The sequence below is a fragment of the Leuconostoc sp. S50 genome, assembly GCF_016624925.1.
In the GTDB taxonomy this organism is placed as follows: domain Bacteria; phylum Bacillota; class Bacilli; order Lactobacillales; family Lactobacillaceae; genus Leuconostoc; species Leuconostoc pseudomesenteroides.
In genome coordinates this window covers 1-22,545 of the sequence record NZ_JACVUE010000012.1, presented here as the reverse complement: position 1 = coordinate 22,545, position 22,545 = coordinate 1, and the positions used below count along the sequence as shown (strand labels likewise).

At 40.5% G+C, this 22,545-nt stretch carries 16 protein-coding genes and 1 pseudogene; all 17 read left to right on the top strand.

The window, feature by feature from the left end; genetic code table 11:
- Nucleotide 1 precedes the first annotated feature (1 nt).
- The gene (gene gatA, locus IAE53_RS09320) at nucleotides 2–1,468 is read left to right on the top strand and encodes an Asp-tRNA(Asn)/Glu-tRNA(Gln) amidotransferase subunit GatA (protein ID WP_200136393.1); all 1,467 of its coding nucleotides are present in this window, start codon (nucleotides 2–4) and stop codon (nucleotides 1,466–1,468) included.
- 17 nt (nucleotides 1,469–1,485) lie between these two features.
- On the top strand, nucleotides 1,486–2,925 hold the full coding sequence (gene gatB / locus IAE53_RS09315) for an Asp-tRNA(Asn)/Glu-tRNA(Gln) amidotransferase subunit GatB (RefSeq protein ID WP_200136394.1): 1,440 nt from the start codon (nucleotides 1,486–1,488) through the stop codon (nucleotides 2,923–2,925).
- A 104-nt stretch (nucleotides 2,926–3,029) separates the two neighbouring features.
- Nucleotides 3,030–4,013, top strand: a complete 984-nt coding sequence (locus IAE53_RS09310; protein WP_004910532.1) for a diacylglycerol kinase family lipid kinase — start codon at nucleotides 3,030–3,032, stop codon at nucleotides 4,011–4,013.
- Nucleotides 4,014–4,088: 75 nt separating this feature from the next.
- A complete protein-coding gene (gene rlmD / locus IAE53_RS09305; protein ID WP_200136395.1) occupies nucleotides 4,089–5,486 on the top strand; it encodes a 23S rRNA (uracil(1939)-C(5))-methyltransferase RlmD in 1,398 nt (465 codons plus the stop codon).
- Between the two features lie 116 nt (nucleotides 5,487–5,602).
- Nucleotides 5,603–8,170 (top strand): DNA mismatch repair protein MutS, encoded by a 2,568-nt coding sequence (gene mutS / locus IAE53_RS09300; RefSeq protein ID WP_188353033.1) that lies wholly within the window; start codon nucleotides 5,603–5,605, stop codon nucleotides 8,168–8,170.
- A gap of 3 nt (nucleotides 8,171–8,173) precedes the next feature.
- Nucleotides 8,174–10,123, top strand: a complete 1,950-nt coding sequence (gene mutL / locus IAE53_RS09295; protein WP_200136396.1) for a DNA mismatch repair endonuclease MutL — start codon at nucleotides 8,174–8,176, stop codon at nucleotides 10,121–10,123.
- A gap of 12 nt (nucleotides 10,124–10,135) precedes the next feature.
- On the top strand, nucleotides 10,136–10,654 hold the full coding sequence (locus IAE53_RS09290) for a DUF1456 family protein (protein ID WP_200136397.1): 519 nt from the start codon (nucleotides 10,136–10,138) through the stop codon (nucleotides 10,652–10,654).
- A gap of 60 nt (nucleotides 10,655–10,714) precedes the next feature.
- Nucleotides 10,715–11,134 (top strand): nucleoside-diphosphate kinase, encoded by a 420-nt coding sequence (gene ndk, locus IAE53_RS09285; RefSeq protein ID WP_010275790.1) that lies wholly within the window; start codon nucleotides 10,715–10,717, stop codon nucleotides 11,132–11,134.
- Between the two features lie 30 nt (nucleotides 11,135–11,164).
- Nucleotides 11,165–11,404 carry a CsbD family protein gene (locus IAE53_RS09280; protein WP_139967366.1) on the top strand — a complete coding sequence of 80 codons (240 nt, stop codon included), beginning with the start codon at nucleotides 11,165–11,167 and terminating at the stop codon, nucleotides 11,402–11,404.
- 169 nt (nucleotides 11,405–11,573) lie between these two features.
- Entirely contained in the window at nucleotides 11,574–12,452 is an 879-nt protein-coding gene (murB, locus tag IAE53_RS09275) for a UDP-N-acetylmuramate dehydrogenase (RefSeq protein ID WP_148424210.1), read from the top strand.
- Between the two features lie 3 nt (nucleotides 12,453–12,455).
- The gene (locus IAE53_RS09270) at nucleotides 12,456–14,549 is read left to right on the top strand and encodes a Na+/H+ antiporter (protein WP_148424211.1); all 2,094 of its coding nucleotides are present in this window, start codon (nucleotides 12,456–12,458) and stop codon (nucleotides 14,547–14,549) included.
- 5 nt (nucleotides 14,550–14,554) lie between these two features.
- Nucleotides 14,555–15,379, top strand: a complete 825-nt coding sequence (cdaA, locus tag IAE53_RS09265) for a diadenylate cyclase CdaA (RefSeq protein WP_004910513.1) — start codon at nucleotides 14,555–14,557, stop codon at nucleotides 15,377–15,379.
- Nucleotides 15,376–16,449, top strand: coding sequence for a YbbR-like domain-containing protein (locus IAE53_RS09260; protein ID WP_200136398.1), 1,074 nt, complete (start codon nucleotides 15,376–15,378; stop codon nucleotides 16,447–16,449). The genes cdaA and IAE53_RS09260 overlap by 4 nt, the downstream gene beginning before the upstream one ends.
- A 13-nt stretch (nucleotides 16,450–16,462) precedes the next feature.
- Nucleotides 16,463–17,830 (top strand): phosphoglucosamine mutase, encoded by a 1,368-nt coding sequence (gene glmM / locus IAE53_RS09255; RefSeq protein WP_139967370.1) that lies wholly within the window; start codon nucleotides 16,463–16,465, stop codon nucleotides 17,828–17,830.
- Between the two features lie 111 nt (nucleotides 17,831–17,941).
- The gene (gene rnc, locus IAE53_RS09250) at nucleotides 17,942–18,652 is read left to right on the top strand and encodes a ribonuclease III (protein ID WP_010275813.1); all 711 of its coding nucleotides are present in this window, start codon (nucleotides 17,942–17,944) and stop codon (nucleotides 18,650–18,652) included.
- Nucleotides 18,649–22,203, top strand: a complete 3,555-nt coding sequence (smc, locus tag IAE53_RS09245) for a chromosome segregation protein SMC (protein WP_200136399.1) — start codon at nucleotides 18,649–18,651, stop codon at nucleotides 22,201–22,203. Before rnc ends, smc begins: the two co-directional genes overlap by 4 nt.
- Before the next feature lie 47 nt (nucleotides 22,204–22,250).
- Nucleotides 22,251–22,545, top strand: a pseudogene (locus tag IAE53_RS09240) (signal recognition particle-docking protein FtsY); the annotation flags it as partial.

Sequence of the window (22,545 nt, the reverse complement as noted above, 5' to 3'; positions counted from 1 at the left end):
TATGACATTTAATTATTTTGAGCATGATTTAGCATCATTGCATGATCAGTTGGTTAATAAAGAAATCACGGCAACGGAGTTGACCGAAGCCACGCTTGATAATATTGCCGCTACAGATGAACAATTACAAGCATTTATTTCAACCAACCCTGATGAAGCGCTAGCACAAGCAAAATTGATTGATGAAAAAGGCAATTTTGACAATGTGTTGACAGGCATTCCAGTTGGGTTAAAAGATAACTTGGCTACCAAGAGTATTCAAACAACGGGGGCCTCTCATATTTTGGAAGGCTTTAAACCAATCTATAATGCCACAGTGGTTGAAAAGTTATCCAATAGTGGTGCTGTTTCAGTCGGTAAAACTAATATGGATGAGTTTGCGATGGGTGGTTCAACGGAAACTTCTTATTACAAGAAAACAACGAATGCATGGGACCATAGTAAGGTGCCTGGTGGGTCATCAGGTGGTTCTGCATCTGCTGTTGCGGGTGGACAAGTGCCATTTGCATTAGGCTCAGACACTGGTGGTTCCATTCGCCAGCCAGCTGCCTTTAATGGTATTGTTGGCATGAAACCAACTTATGGTCGCGTATCACGTTGGGGATTGTTCGCAATGGCATCATCGTTGGACCAAATTGGTCCTTTCACACGGACAGTTCAGGACAATGCTGCTGTTTTGAGTGCAATTGCTGGTTTTGATGCGCACGATTCAACAGCATCTCAGCGTGAAGTACCTGACTTTTCGAAGAAATTGACGGGTGATGTTAAGGGCTTGAAAATTGCTGTACCAAAAGAATATTTTGGAGAAGGTATTGATCCTAAAGTGGCACAGCAAGTTAAGGCTGCCATCGCTCAATTGGAAGCTTTAGGTGCTACGGTGGATGAAGTCAGCCTACCACACACAAAATATGGTGTCGCAGCCTATTATATTATTATGTCTTCAGAAGCTTCATCCAACTTACAACGATATGATGGCGTACGCTATGGTTTCCGAGCTGATGATGTCAAGAACTTGGAAGATTTATATATTAAAACACGTTCAGAAGGATTTGGGGATGAGGTAAAGCGTCGTATCATGTTAGGAACTTTCTCTCTATCAGCTGGTGCTTATGATGCCTTCTTCAAAAAAGCTGCCAAGATTAGAACGTTATTAATTGAAGATTTTAACAAAGTCTTTGAAAAGTATGATGTAATCGTTGGACCAACTGCACCAACTGTTGCCTATGGATTAGGTGAAGAAGTCGATGATCCAACAGCTATGTATTTGGCAGATGTATTAACCATTCCGGTGAATTTGGCAGGATTACCAGGATTGTCAGTGAACGCTGGTTTTGTTGATGGACTCCCAGTTGGTTTGCAAATCATTGGTAAACCTTTTGATGAACAAACTGTTTATCAAACTGGTTATGCTTACGAGCAAGCAAGTCGCTTGTTTGATCAGCAGCCTGACATTGCGACAAAGTATTAAAAAGGAGGGGCACACAAATGGGAACTGGAAATTTTGAAACAACAATTGGACTTGAAGTCCACGTTGAAATGCAAACAAACTCTAAGCTGTTGTCACCCTCACCGGTACATTATGGTGATGAGCCTAATGAAAATACGAACGTGATTGATTTTGGCTATCCAGGTGTTTTGCCTGTTGCCAATAAAGGCGCGCTGGAATACGGTATGCGTGTGGCACTGGCGTTAAACGCAACTGTTTCACCATTTATTCGTTGGGACCGTAAGAACTATTTCTACCCTGATAATCCTAAGGCTTATCAGACAACACAGTCACAAACCCCCATTGGTACAAATGGTTATTTGGATGTGGCTTTGGAAGATGGTACAGTCAAACGTGTTCGCATTAAAGAAATGCACGTTGAAGAAGATGCTGGAAAAAACACGCACGGTAGCGACGGCTATTCATATGTTGATTTGAATCGTCAAGGGACACCGTTGATTGAAATTGTGTCTGAGCCAGATATTGCCTCACCAGAAGAAGCATATGCTTACCTTGAACAATTACGTCAAGCCGTTTTGTTCACTGGCGTGTCTGAAGCCAAAATGCAAGAAGGGCAAATGCGTGCCGATGTCAATATCTCAATTCGACCATACGGATCAGATACTTACGGAACCAAGGTTGAAATGAAAAATATCAACTCGTTTAACTATGTTCGTAATGCATTGATATTTGAAGAAAAGCGTCAAGCCGAAGTGCTCCGCGCTGGTGGTGAAATTCGTCAGGAAACACGACGATATGATGAGCCCACAAAGTCAACGATTTTAATGCGTGTCAAAGAAGGCGCTGATGATTACCGCTATTTTCCAGAACCTGATTTGTCACCAGTGGTTATCGATCAAACATGGATTGATGAAGTTGCAGCAAGCTTACCCAAGTCAGCTGGTGAGCGCCGCGACCACTATGTGAACGACCTTGGTATTGAGCCGTATGATGCTGAAGTGTTAACGCAGACACTGGCTATGGCTAATTTTTATGATGATACAATTGCCGCTGGTGCTGATGCTAAACGTGCAGCGAATTATTTGATTGGTGATGTCAATGCTTATATGAACAAACATCAAGTAGAATTGCAAGATACAGAGCTGACCCCAGAACATTTGGCGGGCATGGTGAAGTTGATTGAAGATGGTACAATTTCAACCAAACAAGCCAAACAAGTTTTTGAAGCGATCATGACGGGTGAAGAGCCTGAAGCATTCGCAAAAGCGCATGGCTTAGTTCAACTAAGCGATCCCGCTGTACTGTTAGCTTGGATTACTGAAGTGTTGGATAACAATCCACAATCAATCGAAGACTTTAAGGGTGGAAAAGATCGTGCTACGGGTTATTTGATCGGTCAATTGATGAAAATGTCAAAGGGACAGGCTAACCCAGGTGTTTTGAACAAGTTATTGTTGGCAGAATTAAACAAACGCTAAACCAACTGTTAATTTAGTGAAGCAAATTCATTGCTTCATGTACATATATTTCTCAGAAAGGAAACATGCGACTGACGTTACTAGGTCGGTTAACATGCTTAACTATGAAACGAGCAAGAATCATCTATAATCCGACTTCTGGTCGAGAAGCAATTAAACGTGAAATGTTAGATATTTTATCTGTATATGAAAAAGCTGGTTACGAAACATCTGCTTTTGCGACAACACCTGAGCCAATGAGTGCGGCTAAAGAAGCTAAACGAGCTGCAGAAGAAGGCTTTGATTTGATTGTTGCTGCTGGTGGAGACGGTACGATTAACGAGGTTGTTAATGGCTTGTCGCCCTTGAAGCAACGCCCTATGATGGCTGTCATTCCAGCGGGAACAACTAATGATTATGCGCGAGCTTTAAAATTACCTCGTGACGAACCACTAGAAGCCGCCAAGGTTATTTTACAAAATGAGACCATTAAAATGGATATTGGTCAAATTGATAAAGATGACAAAACCAAATATTTCATGAATATTGCGGCACTAGGGACCATTAGTGAAGTGACTTATGCAGTGCCATCATTGATGAAATCTTTGTATGGATATCTTGCTTATTTGGTCAAAGGTGCAGAATTGTTGACTCGGATCAAACCGGTTAATGCGACGGTGCAATATGACGACGGTGAATATTCCGGTAGTATTTCTATGATTTTTTTGGCATTGACCAATTCGGTCGGTGGATTTGAATCAATTGTACCTGATGCACAACTCGATGATGGTCGGTTCACATTGCTCATTATTAAAGAATCAAATTTGGGACAAATACTACAAATGGTTGCCCAAATGATTAATGGTGGTAAGCATATTAACAACCCAAATTTGATTTATAAAAAGACAAATAAAGTTGAAATTTTGCCACTAAATAATGCCCAAATGAAAGTCAATATTGATGGTGAATATGGTGGAGATGCACCGATGGTATTTACTGATTTGCAGCAACATATCGAGTTTGTGGCTAATCGTTCAGGCATGTCTGAGACAGTTGTTAGTGATGCTAAACGCAAGTTTGTTGAAGCTGCGGAAAAATTAGAAAATTGACTGTCTATCAACTTTGATTTTGTTGTAATTTCATTATAAGTGCGTATCAAAAGACGCGAGAAAGTAGTTATTATCATGGCGAAAGCTAATCGAGTTTATCCAAAAAAAGTACCAGTTAGTAAGAACCAAGAAGTTGAAGCTGAAGTAATTGATATTACTTATCAAGGTATGGGCGTCATCAAAATTGATAGTTTTCCAATTTTTGTTGTTGATGCGATTCCTGGAGAGACCCTCCGTGTTGTTGTGACAAAAGTTCTGAAGAATTATGCATTTGGACGTGTTATCAATCGTGTAACTGTTTCGCCAGATCGTGTGTCCGACGTTGATCAAGTTGCAATTACAACAGGAATTGCGCCATTAGCCAATTTAAAGTATGATGCGCAACTTAAGTTTAAACAGCGTCAAATTGAACAATTATTTAAAAAGGTTAACCTGTCAGTCAACGTTGCGCCAACTATTGGCATGACGAATCCTACGGCTTATCGTAATAAGGCCCAGGTTCCGGTGCAAATGATTAATGGTCAACTGACAACCGGATTTTATCGTCGAGGCTCCCATAAGCTTGTACCAGTTGATAATTTTTACATTCAAGATTCAAAAGTGGATGAAGCAGTTCGTGTAACACGAGACATTTTGCGAGACTACAATTTGTCTGCTTATGATGAACAAACCAAAAAAGGGGTTGTCCGACATATTATGGCTCGCCGTGGTTACTATTCACATGAGCTGATGGTTGTTATTGTCACCAATACCAAACGTCTACCTGAAGCAGAAGAGATTGCTGACAAATTACGAGCAAAGTTACCAGAACTAAAGAGCTTTATTCACAATATTAATAACCACGATACTAATGTAATTATGGGTGATTGGAATGAAACAATCTGGGGCGCGGATGATATTCACGATCAGTTAATGGGTAAAGATTTTGTGATTGGACCAAATTCATTTTATCAAGTGAACCCACAGACAACATCTGTACTTTATACATTAGCTGCAAAAAAAGCTGGATTGAAATCTACAGATACAGTAGTTGATGCATACTCTGGTATTGGAACCATTACTTTATCAGTTGCTGATCAGGTGAAAAAAGTTTATGGTGTTGAAGTCATTGAAGGCGCTGTTGCTGACGCAGAAAAGAATGCACAAAATAATCATATTGGTAATGTAGAGTTTGTGTTGGCCGATGCACCAGACCAAATGGTAAAATGGGCAAATGAAGGATTAAAACCCAACGTTGTGTTTGTTGATCCACCACGAAAAGGGCTAACTTCTGAGTTGATTGAAGCAGTTAGTACAATGGCACCAGAGACTTTTGTTTATATCAGTTGTAATCCAGCTACTTTAGCGCGTGATGCTGTCGAAATTTTAGCAAATGGTTACGTGATTGATGGCGACATTCAACCACTCGACCAATTTCCACAGACCACTCATATTGAGAGTGTCACTGTCTTTAAGCGCGGTGTAAAATCATAATTTGACAAGACAAGTCAATCGTTCACGTGGCATCATTTGGTGTATGTGAGCGTTTTTATTAGCAAGTTGTAAAATATCGTATGGTAAAATTATAGTTATGAAAAGAGGCATTGATTATGGGCAAAACCGCTGATACACCGATGATGGTGCAGTATCATGAAATCAAAAAGCAATATCCTGACGCATTCGTTTTTTATCGTTTGGGAGATTTTTACGAGTTGTTTGAAGATGACGCTGTTTTGGGTGCAAAATTATTAGAATTAACGTTAACGGCACGTAATAAAAATGCTGAAAACCCAGTGCCGATGGCTGGCATTCCCCACCACGCGGCACAAAATTATATTGATATTCTAGTTGATCAAGGCTATAAAGTCGCCATTGTTGAACAAATGGAAGATCCAGCCGTTGCACAAGGTATGGTAAAACGTGATGTTGTTCAACTGATAACACCTGGTACAAAGATGCTTGGTGGGGCAGGAAATGATAAGCAAAATAATTATTTAGCAGCAATTTTACCAGATGATCAGCGGTTCAGTCTCAGTTACATTGATTTATCAACCGGTGAATTAAAAGTAACAACGATTAAGCGTTTTGAAGATGTGATAGATGAGTTGCGTTCTCTTGAAGTCAAAGAAGTGGTGCTATTAAAAAATGACGAGCCAACAATTGCCCAACAAATTGCTAATCAATTAGGTGAAGAGGGACTAGTTGTCTCAACTCAGGAATCAGCTGAAGCTAATGCTACTGTTAGCTTTTTAACCAAGGGATTAGCCAACGCAAGTGAAGCAAGTGTTACAGCGCTTTTATTGAACTACTTATTTGATACGCAACGACGCAATCTTGAACATATTGTCCCCGCTGAGAGTTATGAGCGTCTTGCCTACCTTAAATTCAATCAAGATACCCGTACGAATCTGGATTTGGTCGAAAATGCTAGAACCCATAAAAAATCTGGTTCATTATTAGGTTTAATTGATGAAACCAAAACGGCAATGGGTGGACGCTTATTAAAACAATGGTTATTGAAACCATTACGCGATATTGATGACATTAACCATCGATTAGATGTTGTTTCGGCCTTTCAAAATGCTTTTTTTGTGCGCGGTGCACTACAAGACCATTTAAAATCAGTTTATGATTTGGAACGATTGGCGGCGCGTGCAGCTATGGGAACGATGAATCCACGCGAATTAGTGCAGTTGAAACGATCATTATCTGCTATTCCGGGGATGAAATCAGTTTTGGCTGAGGGTGATAGTATCTTGAGCTCGGCCGGTGGTGAATTAGATGCGATGGCTGATTTAGCTGGTTTAATTGATGAAGCAATTGTTGATGATCCGCCAGTTAGTGTGCGTGAGGGTGATCTGATTAACACTGGTTTCGATAGTAAAATTGACGATTATCGTCGTGTTTTAACAGAAAACCAACAATGGTTAGCACAGTTAGAAACGGATGAACGTGCTGCAACAGGCATCAACACATTAAAAGTGAAATACAATAAAAACTTTGGCTTTTTCATTGAAGTGTCACGAGCCAACGTTGCTAAGTTACCTGAAGGACGCTATGAACGGCGTCAAACCTTGACGAACGCAGAACGCTTTGTCACACCTGAATTAAAAGAACACGAAAGCCTGATTAACGAAGCTCAGCTTAAGCGAACGGAACGTGAATACGAATTGTTTGTTACAGTGCGAGAGCGGGTCAAGGCTAACATCAATCGCCTTCAGACCTTAGCACGCCAAGTGGCGCGTTTAGATGTGTTAGCAAGTTTAGCAGATGTAGCGGACAGCCATCGTTTTGTTAGACCAACGTTTACGAATGACAATGTCATTGATATCAAACAAGGCCGTCATCCTGTCGTCGAATCGTTATTAGCCACTGGTGAGTTTGTTGCCAACGATGTTTTGCTTGATCAAGATACCAGTATGCAGTTAATTACAGGACCAAATATGGCCGGAAAATCAACGTACATGAGAGAATTGGCGTTGATTGTGATGTTAGCACAAATGGGAAGTTTCGTCCCCGCTGACAGCGCTGTGTTGCCAGTGTTTGATCAAATTTTTACCCGAATCGGGGCAAACGATGATATGGCAATGGGTCAGTCAACATTCATGGTGGAAATGGCTGAAGCCAATTTGGCGTTGCAAGAAGCCACTGCGCATTCCTTGATTTTATTTGATGAGTTAGGTCGTGGGACGGCTACTTACGATGGCATGGCACTTGCGCAAGCAATTATTGAATATTTGGATGCCCATGTCCACGCCAAAACACTTTTTTCCACTCACTATCATGAACTAACGGCACTAGCCAATCAACATGCAAGTATCGTTAATGTTCATGTTGGCGCGGTTGAGGATGAAGCAGGTAAGCTTCATTTTCTACATCAAATTCAAGCGGGACCAGCTGACAAATCATATGGTATTCACGTGGCAGCCTTGGCTGGATTGCCAGAAACATTAATTGCAAATGCTACCAACATTTTGAGCGGATTAGAGCAAGGCAGCATAACCAGTCAACCTACCAGTGAAACACCTGCGAGTCAGCAAGTAGCGTTGTTTAATGTGGACGCGGTAGATCAGAACACTGAAAAGTTGTTAGCAAAATTAGATCAGATTACAATTGCCACAATGACGCCCTTGGACGCACTGAATTTGTTAGCAGATTTGAAGAAATTGAGGTCATAAATTATGACACGTATACATGAATTATCTAATCTTTTAGCCAACCAAATTGCAGCGGGTGAAGTGATTGAGAGACCGGCTAGTGTTGTCAAAGAGCTGGTTGAAAATGCCATAGATGCGGGTGCCACTCAAATTGAAATTTTAGTTGAAGATGCCGGTGAATCAATGATTCGCGTCGTTGATAATGGTGATGGCATTGACCCTGAAGATGTGCCACTGGCATTTACCAGACATGCAACAAGTAAAATTAACGATCGCCATGATTTATTTAATATCATGTCGCTGGGATTTCGAGGTGAAGCCTTACCATCAATTGCCGCAATTGCAGACGTTACATTGAATACAACCACTGCCGCTTCAAACACCGGGCTCATGTATCATATCAAGGGCGGGAAGCAAGTGTCAGCAACACCTGCTAATGGACGTCGCGGAACGGTGGTAACGGTTAAAGATTTGTTTTACAACACGCCAGCGCGTTTGAAATATCTCAAACGCCCACAAACAGAATTAGCGCGTATTGCAGACATTATGAATCGTATTGCTTTGTCTTATGCTAATATTGCTTTCACTGTGACAGCCGATGGTCGGAATTTGTTGCAAACGACTGGTAATGGTAACCAGCAACAAGTGGTAGCTGCTATTTATGGTCGTGATGTTGCGCAAAAAATGGTTGAAATTGGTGGTGAAGATGATGATTTCAACGTGACTGGCTTCATTTCATTACCAGAATTGACACGAGGATCACGAGATTATTTAACCATTTTAATAAATGGTCGATTCATTAAAAATTTTGCAGTTTCGAATGCTGTTATTCGTGGCTATGGTTCTAAATTGATGGTTGGTCGTTTTCCAATGGGTGTAGTAAATGTCAGCACTAGTCCGTTGTTGATTGATGTCAATGTTCACCCTCAAAAGTCTGAGGTACGATTATCAAAAGAGACTGAATTGGCTGATTTAATTATCAAAACGATTAAAGACAGATTGGCCGATGAAAATTTAATTCCCGATGCCTATGAAAATTTGTACGGTAAACCTCAGGAGACTCATCAGCCAGCGCCCAAAGCTAAACAACTAGCACCGTGGACGTCAAGTGAAAAGCCACCGATAGTTGCGCCAGCAAAAATAGATGATGAAGCGGTTGTTGCCATAAGGGACAAACGTCAATTAACGGATTCAGCAGTAAAGTCTTTTGCCGAGAAGTATCAACATGAAGAGGGAATATTAGTTTTTGACAGTGAACCAGTCAACCAGATTGCCGAAGAGATGCCGAGCTATCACGCCCAGATGATTGCTGATCAACAAATCCTTGATGTCGCGCCCAAAAGCCAGAGTGGTTTTCCAGAATTAGATTATATTGGACAAATGCACGGTACATTTCTATTTGCTCAAAGTAGTGAAGGGTTGTATCTTATTGATCAACATGCTGCTCAAGAGCGTGTTAAATATGAATATTATCGAGAAGAAATTGGGCTTGTGGGGCAGGATAAGCAACGTTTGTTAGTACCAATTACGATTACATATTCGGCAGCAGATATGTTGAAAATTGCTGATCATGAAACCGATTTAGAACAGGTTGGATTACATCTAGAACCTTTTGGGGCAACAACAGTGATTATTCGTGAACATCCCACATGGTTTGTCAAAGGTCAAGAAGAAGATACGATCAAAGAAATGGTAGACTGGATTTTAAGGGACGGTCATTTAACCGTTGCAGAATTTCGTGAACGCACAGCTATTATGATGAGTTGTAAACGTTCCATTCGTGCTAACATGCACCTGAGTGATCTGCAGGCTCGTACGCTTTTGCAATCATTAACGCAGACAGAGAACCCTTATAATTGCCCGCACGGACGTCCGGTATTGACAAGTTTCACATTAAATGAAATGGAAAAGATGTTTAAGCGCATTCAAGACGCGCATGAAGCTTGGGAAGAATATGATAATCATCCTTACTAATTTGGAGAAATGATGAATAACAACGATATTATTATTCGATTGCGCTACGCACTTAATATTAAAAATGCTGATATGATCACGATTTTTGATTTGGGCGGTGTCACAATTGATGAGCAACAATTACATGATTTGTTAACCAAACAGACACCAGAAGCTAAGCGAGATGAAAAAGTTTCAATCACAATGTTGGAATCTTTTATGAATGGTTTAATCATTTCACAGCGTGGTCATAAAATTGGTGCTGATTTGAAGCCGATACCACCGACGTTTGATATGACCAATGATGAGCGTATTAATAATGTGGTCATTAAAAAACTGAAAATTGCAATGGGTTACACTAGCGATGATTTAATGAGCTTTATGAAGACGGCGGGCATTACTATTTCTAAAAGTGAATTAAGTGCCATATTGCGACGACCAGATCATCGTAATTACAAGCCGGCTGGTGATCGCTATTTGCGTAATTTGTTGAAAGGCATGGCAATGACCTATCGCCCTGAGGATGTTAAACGTACTGCACGAAAACATTGACTTGTAACCGCTTTCTTTATTAGGTAAAATAGAAGTACAAGCTAATCAAAGGAGCTCGCGATGACTGAACGAACATTTATGATGATTAAACCAGATGGTGTGAAACGTGCTAAAATTGGTGAAATTATTAAGCGAATTGAGAATAAAGGTTACCATATTACCAAAATGAAAATGGTATTGCCGGATGAAACTTTGTTAGCACAACACTATGCTGAACATGTTGGCAAATCATTTTATCCATCTTTATTGCGTTACATGACCTCTGGACCGGTTATTGCAATGGTGGGTGAAGGCACGAACATAGTTGCTGGTTGGCGTACACTTATGGGCACGACTAACCCAACTAAGGCAGCCCCGGGTACGATTCGTGGTGATTTGGGTCGTGAATGGGATGTTGAAGCGATGATGAACATTGTTCATGGTTCAGATTCAGTTGAAGCGGCCGAGCGTGAAATTGCGCTATGGTTTGATGAAGATTAGCTAAAGTATTGTCAATAAAGGAGAAAAAGCATGGCAGAAGACGAAAAGTTTCAAAATACTACCGATAAACTGATTGGCAAAGCCAAAGAGCTTGAAGGTCGGTTGACAGGTGATAAAGAACGTGAAGTTGAAGGAAAGACACAGTCACTGAAAGGGCAAGCCAAAGACGATGTTCAAAAAGTACGTGATACGGCGCATGACGCTGTTGACGCTGCTAAAGGCTTCGTTAAGGGTATTAAAGGGGATAGTGACGATAAAGACGCCCAGTAATCAAAAGCAAATCACTTGTGATGAGTGATTTTTTTTTATGCATCAACTAATTAAAGTTATCAATTTCGTAAAAATGATTGAAGAATATGCTAAACAAATGCCGCCTACCATCGTAGAATGTCTTAAAGTTTGGTAAAATGGTATATATAGCCATTGGAGACGAAAAAACATGCATTTTGAGCAAATAGAAATATTAGAACAACAATCTTTGGCACCCTACGCGTATACGCAAGCCGGAGGCGTTGTTGATTACCTCGCAATTCCAAAATCACAAAATGATTTAAAAAAGTTACTCATTTGGGCAAAAAATAAAGCAATGACTGTGCAAGTGTTTGGACGACTATCAAATTTAGTGGTTCGAGATGGTGGCCTACGTGGATTAACTATTCTATTGCACGATCTGCATGATGTGCAAGTTAGTGATCATGTGCTTATTGCAGATGCTGGTGCGGATCTTATTTGGGTTGCTGAGCAAGCGCTCGAACATGGGCTGACTGGCCTCGAATGGGGCGCAGGAATACCGGGCACTGTTGGTGGTGCAGTATTTATGAACGCTGGTGCGTATGGTGGGCAAACTGATATGGTCGTAAGTTCAGTAGATGCCTTGTTACCTAGTGGCGAAATAAAGACATTTAGTAATGAAGCGCTTGACTTTGATTATCGGCACTCGATCTTTCAAGATAATCATGGTATTATCTTGCGAGCAACATTTACGTTGCAGGCGGGAAATCCTGAAATGATTAAAGCTCGTATGGATGAGAATAACTTTAAGCGTGCGAATAAGCAACCCCTAAATTATCCATCCAATGGTTCGGTGTTCAAACGACCAACTGGTTATTTTGCTGGAAAGCTCATCATGGATTCCGGTTTGCAAGGTGTCAGAGTTGGTGGGGTTGAAGTGTCACAGAAACACGCGGGATTTATGGTCAATGTGGCGCATGGTACAGGCAACGACTACGAGGATTTGATCAAGCTTGTCCAGCAAACAGTTCAAGATAAATATGGTGTGACATTGGAAGCAGAAGTTAGAATTATGGGAGAAAGATAACACATGGCAATATTAGAATTAATCGTTATATTAATTATTGCTGTTACGGTTTCAAATGTTATCTCTCATTTTATTCCCGAAATCCCAGTTAGTTTGTTCCAAATTGTGATTGGGTTATTTTTGGCCTTTGCATTTGGTATTTATGTTGATGTTGATTCGCATTGGTTTATGTTGTTATTTATTGCGCCATTGCTATTTAATGATGCTTGGCGCTTCCCAAAACGGGAATTATGGGAATTACGTGGTCCAATTTTAGGTAATGCCATCATATTAGTTCTATTGACTACGCTAGTAGGTGGTTTCTTCATTCATTTATTAATTCCACAGTTTCCTAAATCGGTTGCATTGGCACTAGCGGCAGTTGTATCACCAACTGACCCAGTTGCTGTGCAAGCTATTGCTAGGCGTGTCAAATTACCAGCTAACGTGATGCATGTCGTTTCTGGGGAAAGCTTAATCAATGATGCCAGCGGTCTGGTGAGTTTCAATACTGCCATTAAAGCAACCGTTGCAGGTACTTTTTTGATTGGTAGTGCGATTGGTAACTTTTTCTGGATGACCATTGTTGGCCTGATTGTTGGCTTGGTGATTGGTAGTTTTGTCAGTTGGTTACGAGATTCATTTGATCGCGCTGGTTTAAATGATGTGGTTTTTCACACTGTTGTGACATTGGTAATGCCTTTTATTATTTATTGGATTGCGGAAGGCGTGTTTCATTCATCTGGGGTTATTGCTGTTGTAGCTGGTGGTGTCTTGTCCAAAATTTTAAGCGACCAGCATATTAATGCGCGGTCCCCAGAAATTAGTGTGGTAGCCGTTCGAACATGGGAAATTTTTGTTTATTTACTAAATGGCACAATCTTTGTGTTACTAGGAATTGAATTACCAGCGGCTATGACTAGTATTTTTCGTAGCACCCAAATACATACCGGTATGGCAATTTTTTACGGTGTTACTGTCTGGTTTATTGTGTTTGCTATCAGGACGGTTTGGGCGTACGGAACGCAAATTACTTACCATTTACAACATAGAGAACGACGTGTTTCATTTCGAACAGCTGTCACGTCTGGCTTGACGGGCGTGCGTGGCGCCGTTACGATGGCAGCGGTGTTGACAGTGCCGTCCGTTATTGATGACGGTAGTGCGTTTCCACAACGTAATTTACTCATTTTCGTGGCAGCAGTTGTTGTGATTATGAGTTTGTTAGTCGCCACTGTGATGCTACCGATTGTGACTAAAGAGCGGGCAACTCATGATTTTACGCAACCCGAAATTGCTGAAGTTGAGCCAACTGCACCAAAAAAGAGTAAAGTTGATTTAACAGAAGCACAGGCTCGTATTTTCGCGATTCAAATTGGTATACAAGTGTTACGTGAACAACAAAATGATGATAACCGTACTATCGTTTACGAGCTGATTGGTCGCAAGCAACAAACCGTGGCGCAAATCAGGCGTCAACTTGATAAAAAAAATCCATCACAAAATGTTGAAAACGACCGAGAATTACGCTTTGTGGCTTTAGAGGCACAGCGTGATCGTTTGCGGCAGTTATTGGCAGATGAAATGATTTCTGTGCTTACTTATTCCGCGCAGACAAGACGGTTAGATCGTCTGGAAAATCTAATTAATTCTGACCAACATTATCACATTTCAACGCAATGGTTATTGATTCTGATTAGACGTGGACTACGAAGCATTAGGATTTGGCTTTCGGATGAGTCAACTGATAAATTTAGACAAGAAACATCACTAGCCATCACAGAAACTTCTAAAGCAGCAATTAAGGCGCTATCGGAATATATGGAAAAGTATAACGGTGATACCGTTTCACATCGAATGGAACGACAGGCTGCTTATAATTTAATTGTTGGTTATCGTAATCGTATTGAAAACGAAAAGCATGATGACACGCCTGAACAGCGCGATTTGGATGACAAAAATCGTATGGAACTTGAAGTTAAAGCATTAAATGTTCAACGTGAAACTATCCAACAGCTTTATGAACAAGGTAGAATTACGCGACAAGCAGGTATTAACATTCGTCAATTTATTAACTATGCTGAAACAGCAGCTTTAGCAGGAAGGGATGAAGAGTAACAACCATGGATATTTTATCTTATTTTACTTTGAATAATCTGATGCATCTTGTGGATATTGCCATCATTTGGTTTCTGCTCTATAAAGTAATTCAATTTGTTGAAGGCACGCGCGCGTTACAAATTTTATTTGGCGTTGGTGTCGTTATTTTAATTAAAGTTGTGAGTTGGTACATTGGCTTGACGACTTTGTCTTGGCTGATGGATCAGCTCATTACATGGGCCCCAATTGCGCTGGTCGTTATTTTCCAGCAAGAAATTCGACGGGGACTTGAAACTTTAGGTCGCCGTTTAACATGGCGTCGCCAGCATATTGATAATGCTAAGGAACAGCAGCTTATCAAGAGCCTTGACGAAGCCTTGCAGTACATGTCAAAGCGCCGTATTGGTGCACTAATCACGATTAAACGCGACACGAGTTTAGATGAATACATTAAAACTGGTATTAAGTTAGATGCTTACATTACTAGTCAACTCTTGATTAATACATTTATTCCTAACACACCGTTGCACGATGGGGCGGTGATCATTGATGATGACCGTGTTGCTGTCGCAGCAGCATATCTGCCACTTTCAGAAAGTACACGTATTCCAAAAGAATTGGGAACGCGACATCGTGCTGCCGTTGGTATTAGTGAGGCAAGTGATGCGATTACAGTCGTTGTTTCTGAAGAGACTGGTGAAATTTCCATTACACAAGATGGCGATCTATTGCGACACATGGCGCGTGATGCCTACATGAATTTCTTTGAACGCCAGTTTATTGCACCAGTTAACGAGGCTGCCGCAAAACACTGGTGGCAAAGGAGTGGTAGGGGGTTAGCAAAATGAAAATGATTGGTCATTCAAAAACTGTTAACTTAGTGGTCTCTCTGGTCATGGCGATTCTTTTATCAGCCTATGTCTTGAGTACCCGTTCTACAACAACGAATGGTAGTGGCTCAGGTAATTTTTCAACACTAGTCCCTGAAAAAAGAGCAACCTTGAGTGTTCCCCTTAATTTGCAATTTAATTCTGATAAATACGTTGTTGTAGGTGCCCCATCAAGCGTGAAGGTTGGTATTGAAGGTTCTATAGCGCTGGTGGCAGCCGCTCAAAATCGTAACGATATCCAAGCTAGCGCTGATTTAAGAGGTTTGGGCGTTGGCAAACACACTGCCAAATTAGCACTTCGCGGTGTGAACGCTTCTCTAACATCAACTGTGACACCCCAAACAATTACTGTTACAATCGCACGACGTAAAACGGCTACCGTTCCAGTCAAAGTAACCTATGATCATACTAAAATTGCAACGGGTTATGCAGTTAGCGGCACCTCAGTGGATCCCAAGTCGGTCAAAATTTCAGGACCTAAGGCTAATGTCGAGGCAGTGACATCAATTGAAGCTGCTATCTCACTAGATAATAATACGAAGAGTACTGTTAATAAGTCTGTCAAACTTGTTGCACGTGATAAAAATGGTGCAGCAGTGGAAGTCAATATTGATGGCAATTCTGCTAATGTGACTTTAAATGTGGGACCTGAGGACAGTAAAAAATTGTCTCTTTCAGCCACCCTCAAAAATGCCAATGGGGCTAACTATACAGTTACTTTTGATCCAAAAACTGTGACAGCATATGGCGCATCTGATATACTGAATTCGATTAGCTCGTTATCCGTTCCGGTCGATGTGGCTAATATTACGAGCAAGACGACTGTGTCAGTGGACTTACCAGATCAAACAGGTATTGATCATTATAGCGTGACAAAGGTACAGGCAACGGTGACACCCGCTACTGATAGCAGCACATCATCAAGTAGTAGTTCAAGCTCTTCTGCTGACTCTTCAAGTACTTCCTCATCTAGCAGTAGTTCTAGTGAAAGTAGCAGTCAGAGTAGTTCATCATCATCACAAAAATAAAGGACGATAAATTATGTCAGATATTAAATTAAAATATTTTGGAACAGACGGTGTTCGTGGCGTTGCTAATCAAAGCTTAACACCAGAATTAGCTTTTCGTTTGGGTCGAACAGGCGGTGCAATTTTAACAAAACATGCACAAAACTCTGATAAGCGACCAGTAGTTATTGTTGGTCGTGATACACGTATTTCCGGTGAAATGTTACAACAAGCGATTGTGGCAGGATTTTTATCAGTAGGTATTGATGTTTTGCGTTTGGGTGTTATTACAACACCGGCAGTTGCCTTTTTAGTTGAAAATTTGGAAGCAGACGCGGGTGTTCAAATTACCGCTTCGCATAATCCCGCTGCTGATAATGGGATTAAGTTTTTTGGTAATGACGGTTTTAAATTGTCTGATGAACTTGAATATGAAATTGAACAGTTACTTGATGCCCCTGAAGACAACTTACCACGTCCAAGTGCTGATGGTATTGGAATTGCTAACAATTATCCTGAGGGCGTACAAAAGTATTTGGAGTTCTTGCAAAAGACAATTCCAACCAACCTAGAAGGGATGCGTGTTGCTTTGGATGGCGCTAATGGCGCAACTAGTGGCTTATTGGCGAGATTATTTGCTGATTTGGGAACTGATTTCATTACATTGGGTACCGAACCAAATGGTATTAATATTAATGATGGCGTTGGCTCAACTCATCCAGAAGCATTAGCTGAATTGGTCAAAGGTAGTGAAGTTGATGCAGGATTAGCTTTTGATGGTGATGGTGATCGCTTGATTGCCGTAACAGAAGATGGCGAAATTGTTGATGGTGATAAAATCATGTTTATCACAGGAAAGTTTTTAAATGAACAAGGCCGGCTTAAGCATAACACAGTTGTGTCAACTGTAATGAGCAATATTGGCTTTTATAAAGCCTTAGCCGAAAATGATATGCAAAGCGTCAAAACAGCTGTTGGTGATCGTTATGTTATGGCTGAAATGATGGCTAATGATTATAACCTTGGCGGAGAACAATCAGGTCATATTATTTTCAGAGATTGGGCTACGACTGGTGACGGTTTGCTGACAGCCTTGCAGCTGCTTTACGTGATGCACGAAACCGGTAAAAAGCTTTCTGAACTAGCTGCTGAAGTTTCAATTTATCCGCAGAAATTAGTGAATGTCAAAGTTGCTGATAAATTTGCTTTGCAACATGATGCTGATGTTGTCGCAAAAATTGCTGAAGTAGAAACAAAGATGTCTGGTGATGGTCGTGTCTTAGTGAGGCCTTCAGGAACTGAACCACTACTGCGTGTGATGGTCGAAGCGGCGACACCAGAATTGGTCGAGCAATATACATCAGAAATTGTTGACGTTGTACGTGAAAAAGCTGAAATTTAAGGCAGATAAAGTTTTTATCACATGATATTTTTTGACGACTGTAATTTATCAAAATATACAGTCGTTTTTTGATATAATAGACTGTATACTATGCTTTAAAAGGACGAGAACGTGTCACAAGACAGTTTTAAAAAACATATATTAACGCAATATGGTATTCGTTTTAATGACGAAACACTATTAACTGAAGCGCTGACTCAGCGCAATTATCTTAATGAACACCCTGATGACAAAGGACATGACTACCAAAGATTGGAATTTTTAGGTGATTCTGTCATGCAAGTGACTGTTGCAGAATATCTATTCAAACGCTATCCAAATTGGCATGAAGGTCAATTAACCGAGATGCGGATTGCAATGGTGCAAACACGATCTTTTGCGCATTTTGCCCGTTTAGTTCATTTAAATGAAGGTATTCGGTTGGGCAAAGGTGAAGAAATGAGCGGCGCGCGCGATCGCGATTCATTACTAGAAGACATCTGGGAAGCCTTTATTGGGGCCTTATACTTAGATCAAGGGCCAAAAGAAGTGAACCAATTTCTTGATAAAACATTGTTCGCAGCGATTGATACTGATTTTTTTGACAGATTCATTGACTTTAAAAGTCGATTGCAAGAACGTTTGCAAGTAAAGGGAACAGTTGATATTGCTTATCGCACAGAAAAGGAAGAACAGTTAGCAGATAATACACAATTATTTGAGGCAAGTGTATCTGTTGATGATAAAGAATTAGCGCGCGGGACTGGGAAGTCAATTAAAGATGCTGAAAAAGCAGCGGCGCGAACTGCCTTAAAATTATTGGAAGATAATGTCAGCCTATGAAATTGAAATCACTTGAGATTAGCGGATTTAAGTCATTCGCCGACAAAACAATGATTGAATTTATGCCAGGGATGACTGGTATTGTTGGTCCAAATGGATCAGGAAAATCAAACATTATTGAAGCAATTCGCTGGGTAATGGGAGAACAAAGTGCTAAAGATTTGCGTGGGACAAAAATGTCCGACGTTATTTTTGGTGGCACCAATAAACGTGGCGCACTCAACCGTGCAGAAGTAGCCATTACATTTGATAACAGTGATCATTATGTTAATTCGGATTTTAGTGAAATTCGTGTGACACGTAAATTGTACAGAAGTGGCGAAAGTGTTTATCAAATTAATGGTGTTGAAAGCCGCTTGCGAGATATTCACGATTTATTTATGGATACCGGACTAGGACGAGAAAGCTTTTCAATTATTTCTCAAGGTCGCGTGGAAAGTATTTTTAATGCTAAACCAGAAGACCGCCGTGGCATTATTGAAGAAGTAGCTGGTGTATATAAATATAAACAAAATAAAGAAAAAGCACAGAAAGAGTTATCACAAACGAGCGATAATTTGTCCCGTGTTGCTGATATTATTCACGAAATTGAAGATAGAATTGAACCTTTGGCTGAACAATCCGCCCAAGCTACTGATTATTTATCTCAAAAAGAGCGGTTTGACACTTTAGATAAGGCGCGTTTAGCTTTAACAATACATGCTGTTGATGTACAAGCTGAGCAAGTCAAGGAAAAATATACAGATCAACAGAAACAAGTTGCAACTGCCAAAGCCACCTTGTCACAAATTAACGATATGTTATCGCAAAAAAGGCAGGAACGTGTCAGTCAGCAGTTGAAACGCGATCAACTTCAAAATGATATTTTAAAATTGACGCAAATTCATGAGCGCATGGTTGGTGCACAAAACTTGAGTCAACAACAAACGACTACTTTGGAGCGTGATATTGACGAGGCGACACGGTCAACTGCTGCGGTAAATGAGAAAATATTAGCGTTATCGTCGCAAATTGCGCCACTACAACAGCAAGAATCAGAACTAAAACAACAAAAATCAATACTAAAACAAAAGCTGACACAGTTTGATGATATGACACAATCAGAACTCAAGTCTCAACTGCAAGCCGACATCGAGAAAAATCGTCATGCTTATATTCAAATAATGCAAGATATTGCAGCGTTGCACAATGCTAAAGTGAATGACGATAAGCAATTGGCTCAAATAACAAGTCGTTATCAGACTCTATCTGAGCGATTAAAAAACGAGACGGGCATCATGTCACAAGCACAGCAAGAAGTGGCTAATTACCAGCCAAATGATGCGGCACAACAGGATGTCTTGGCACTAAAACAAGATGTTGCAAAAAGGCAAGAACAGTTTGATCATGCTGCAAAGGCGTATAAACAAGCTGAAACAAATTGGTACAATACATTAAATGATCTTAATAAAGTTCGTAGTCAACATGATGCTTTAACAGCGATGGATGATTATGCAGGATTTTACCAGGGTGTTCGGGCCTTAATGAAACCCCAAGTAAGAAATCAATTTGTGGGTATCAAAGGTGTCGTAGCAGAATTATTGACGGTACCTGCAGCTTATACATTAGCTATCGAAACGGTATTGGGAGGAATCTTACAGCAAATTATTGTAGATCAAACCAGTACAGCCAAGTCAGTTATTGCTTACTTGACAAAAAATCGAGCTGGTCGTGTGACAATTTTGCCAATTGATACAATAAAGCCACGTCATTTAAATGGTTTAGAACAGGCGCGCAGGATGGCTGGTTTTATTGGAATCGCTGCCGATTTAGTGACTATGCCTGAAGAAATGACGGCCATTAAGGCAAATATTTTGGGACATATTGTGGTTGCTAAAGACTTGAACAGCGCCACTGAAATTGCAAAAGCTAATCAATATCGCTTTCGTATTGTGACTCTTGATGGACAACTAATCAATGCCGGCGGTTCAATGACAGGTGGCGCAACACAAAAGAGAGGCGCAACGATTTTGAGTCGCCAGACTGAAATTGCAACGCTTACTCAGAAAATAACTGATTTAGCAGAACAATCAAAATCACAAGAGCTTGAATTGCAGGCGCAACGACGCGATGGCGAAAACATTAGAGAGTCTCTGGTTGAAGCGCAAACAAAGCTAAAATCTGCCAATGATGATGTCCAAAAAGTTGACTATGAATTGCAACACAAGCAAGACACATTGCAACAGCAAAAACGCGTTGTTCAGGCGCTTGAATTTGAGCTAAAGGACATTGAGTCGCAGCAAGAGGAGTTAGCGACACAACTACAGCGTTGTGAGTTAGAATTAGATGAAAAGCAAGCACAAAAACGGGCACAAGAACTTGAATATCAAGAATTATCTCGAGCTTTGGAATCGGCTTCTAACAAGGCGCAAATCCATAATGAAGATAAAGTTGCTATCCAGACAGAATATGTCACTTTAACCGGTAAGTTAGAAACAGTGACAAGTCAACTCGCTATTCTGAGAAACCAACAACAGGAGTTAGAATCTCAAGCTGCAGGTCTTACTGTTAAACGCAATGATTTACAAGAAAAATTAACGGCAACACAAAATGACATCGCGACAGAACAACAAGTTTCAGAAACGGTTGAAAAACTTGCAAAAGTCCAAAAAGAACATGATGATACTAGCCAACAGCTAACAATTATCACTGATAATTTATCTGTTTTGGAAACACAGTTTGCCAAACAACAAGAAACGCTACGATCGGTGATGGCATTAGAAAGTGATCTTGCGGCACAACAAGCTAGGCTCACGACACAAAATGAGAATTTATTGGCACAACTAGAATCACAGTATGATATTAGTGATAGTCAAGGCCTTTATCAGCAATTAGCTGATTTGAATCTAGAAACAGTCACGGATCAACTGAAACTTATCAAGCGTAGCTTGGATGAAATTGGTAATGTTAATATTGGTGCCATTGAAGAATATGAAGCGGTTAAGCAACGTTTTGATTTTTTAACACAGCAGCGTGATGATTTGTTATCTGCAAAAGATAATCTGCTACAAACAATTGATGAGATGGATGAAGAAGTTCAAATTCGCTTCAAACACACATTTGACGCTGTTGCACAACATTTTGGTCGCATTTTCACCCAAATGTTTGGCGGTGGTCGTGCAGAAATTAAGTTGACAGACCCAGAGCATCTCTTAACGACGGGCATTGATATTACGGCACAACCACCAGGCAAAAAGTTCCAACAAATGAGTTTGTTGTCTGGTGGTGAAAAGGCGTTGACAGCTATTACGTTATTATTTGCCATTTTACAAGTCCGTCCAGTGCCGTTTGTAGTACTTGATGAGGCCGAAGCAGCGTTAGATGAAGCAAACGTGGCGAGGTTTGCGCGTTATTTGCACGAATTTTCTGGTGAAACACAATTTATTGTCATTACGCATCGAAAAGGTACAATGATGAATGCCAACTTATTATATGGTGTGACAATGCAAGAAGCTGGTGTATCGAAAATGGTGGCTGTTGATTTGGATAATATGGCTGAAACGGCTTCCTAAATATGGCGTGATAAGATGATTACCAGCAATGAATAAAGGAGAAACAAATGGGATTATTTGATATTTTCCGTAAAAAGAAGAATAACGTTGAGCCCGAATCAACGACTAATTCAGAAAGTTTGTCAGAATCGCAATCTGAAACTTTATCACAATCAAACAGCGAAACAACGACGAGTAGTGCTTTAACACAACCGGTTATGGAGCAAGTTGGTTTAGTTGATGAACACGAAGCTGATGAATGGTCAAAAGCTCTTGACAAAAAGAGTGAAGCGATTCATGATCTGCCAGAATCAGAATCAGAATCAGAATCAGAATCAGAATCAGAATCAGAATCAGAATCAG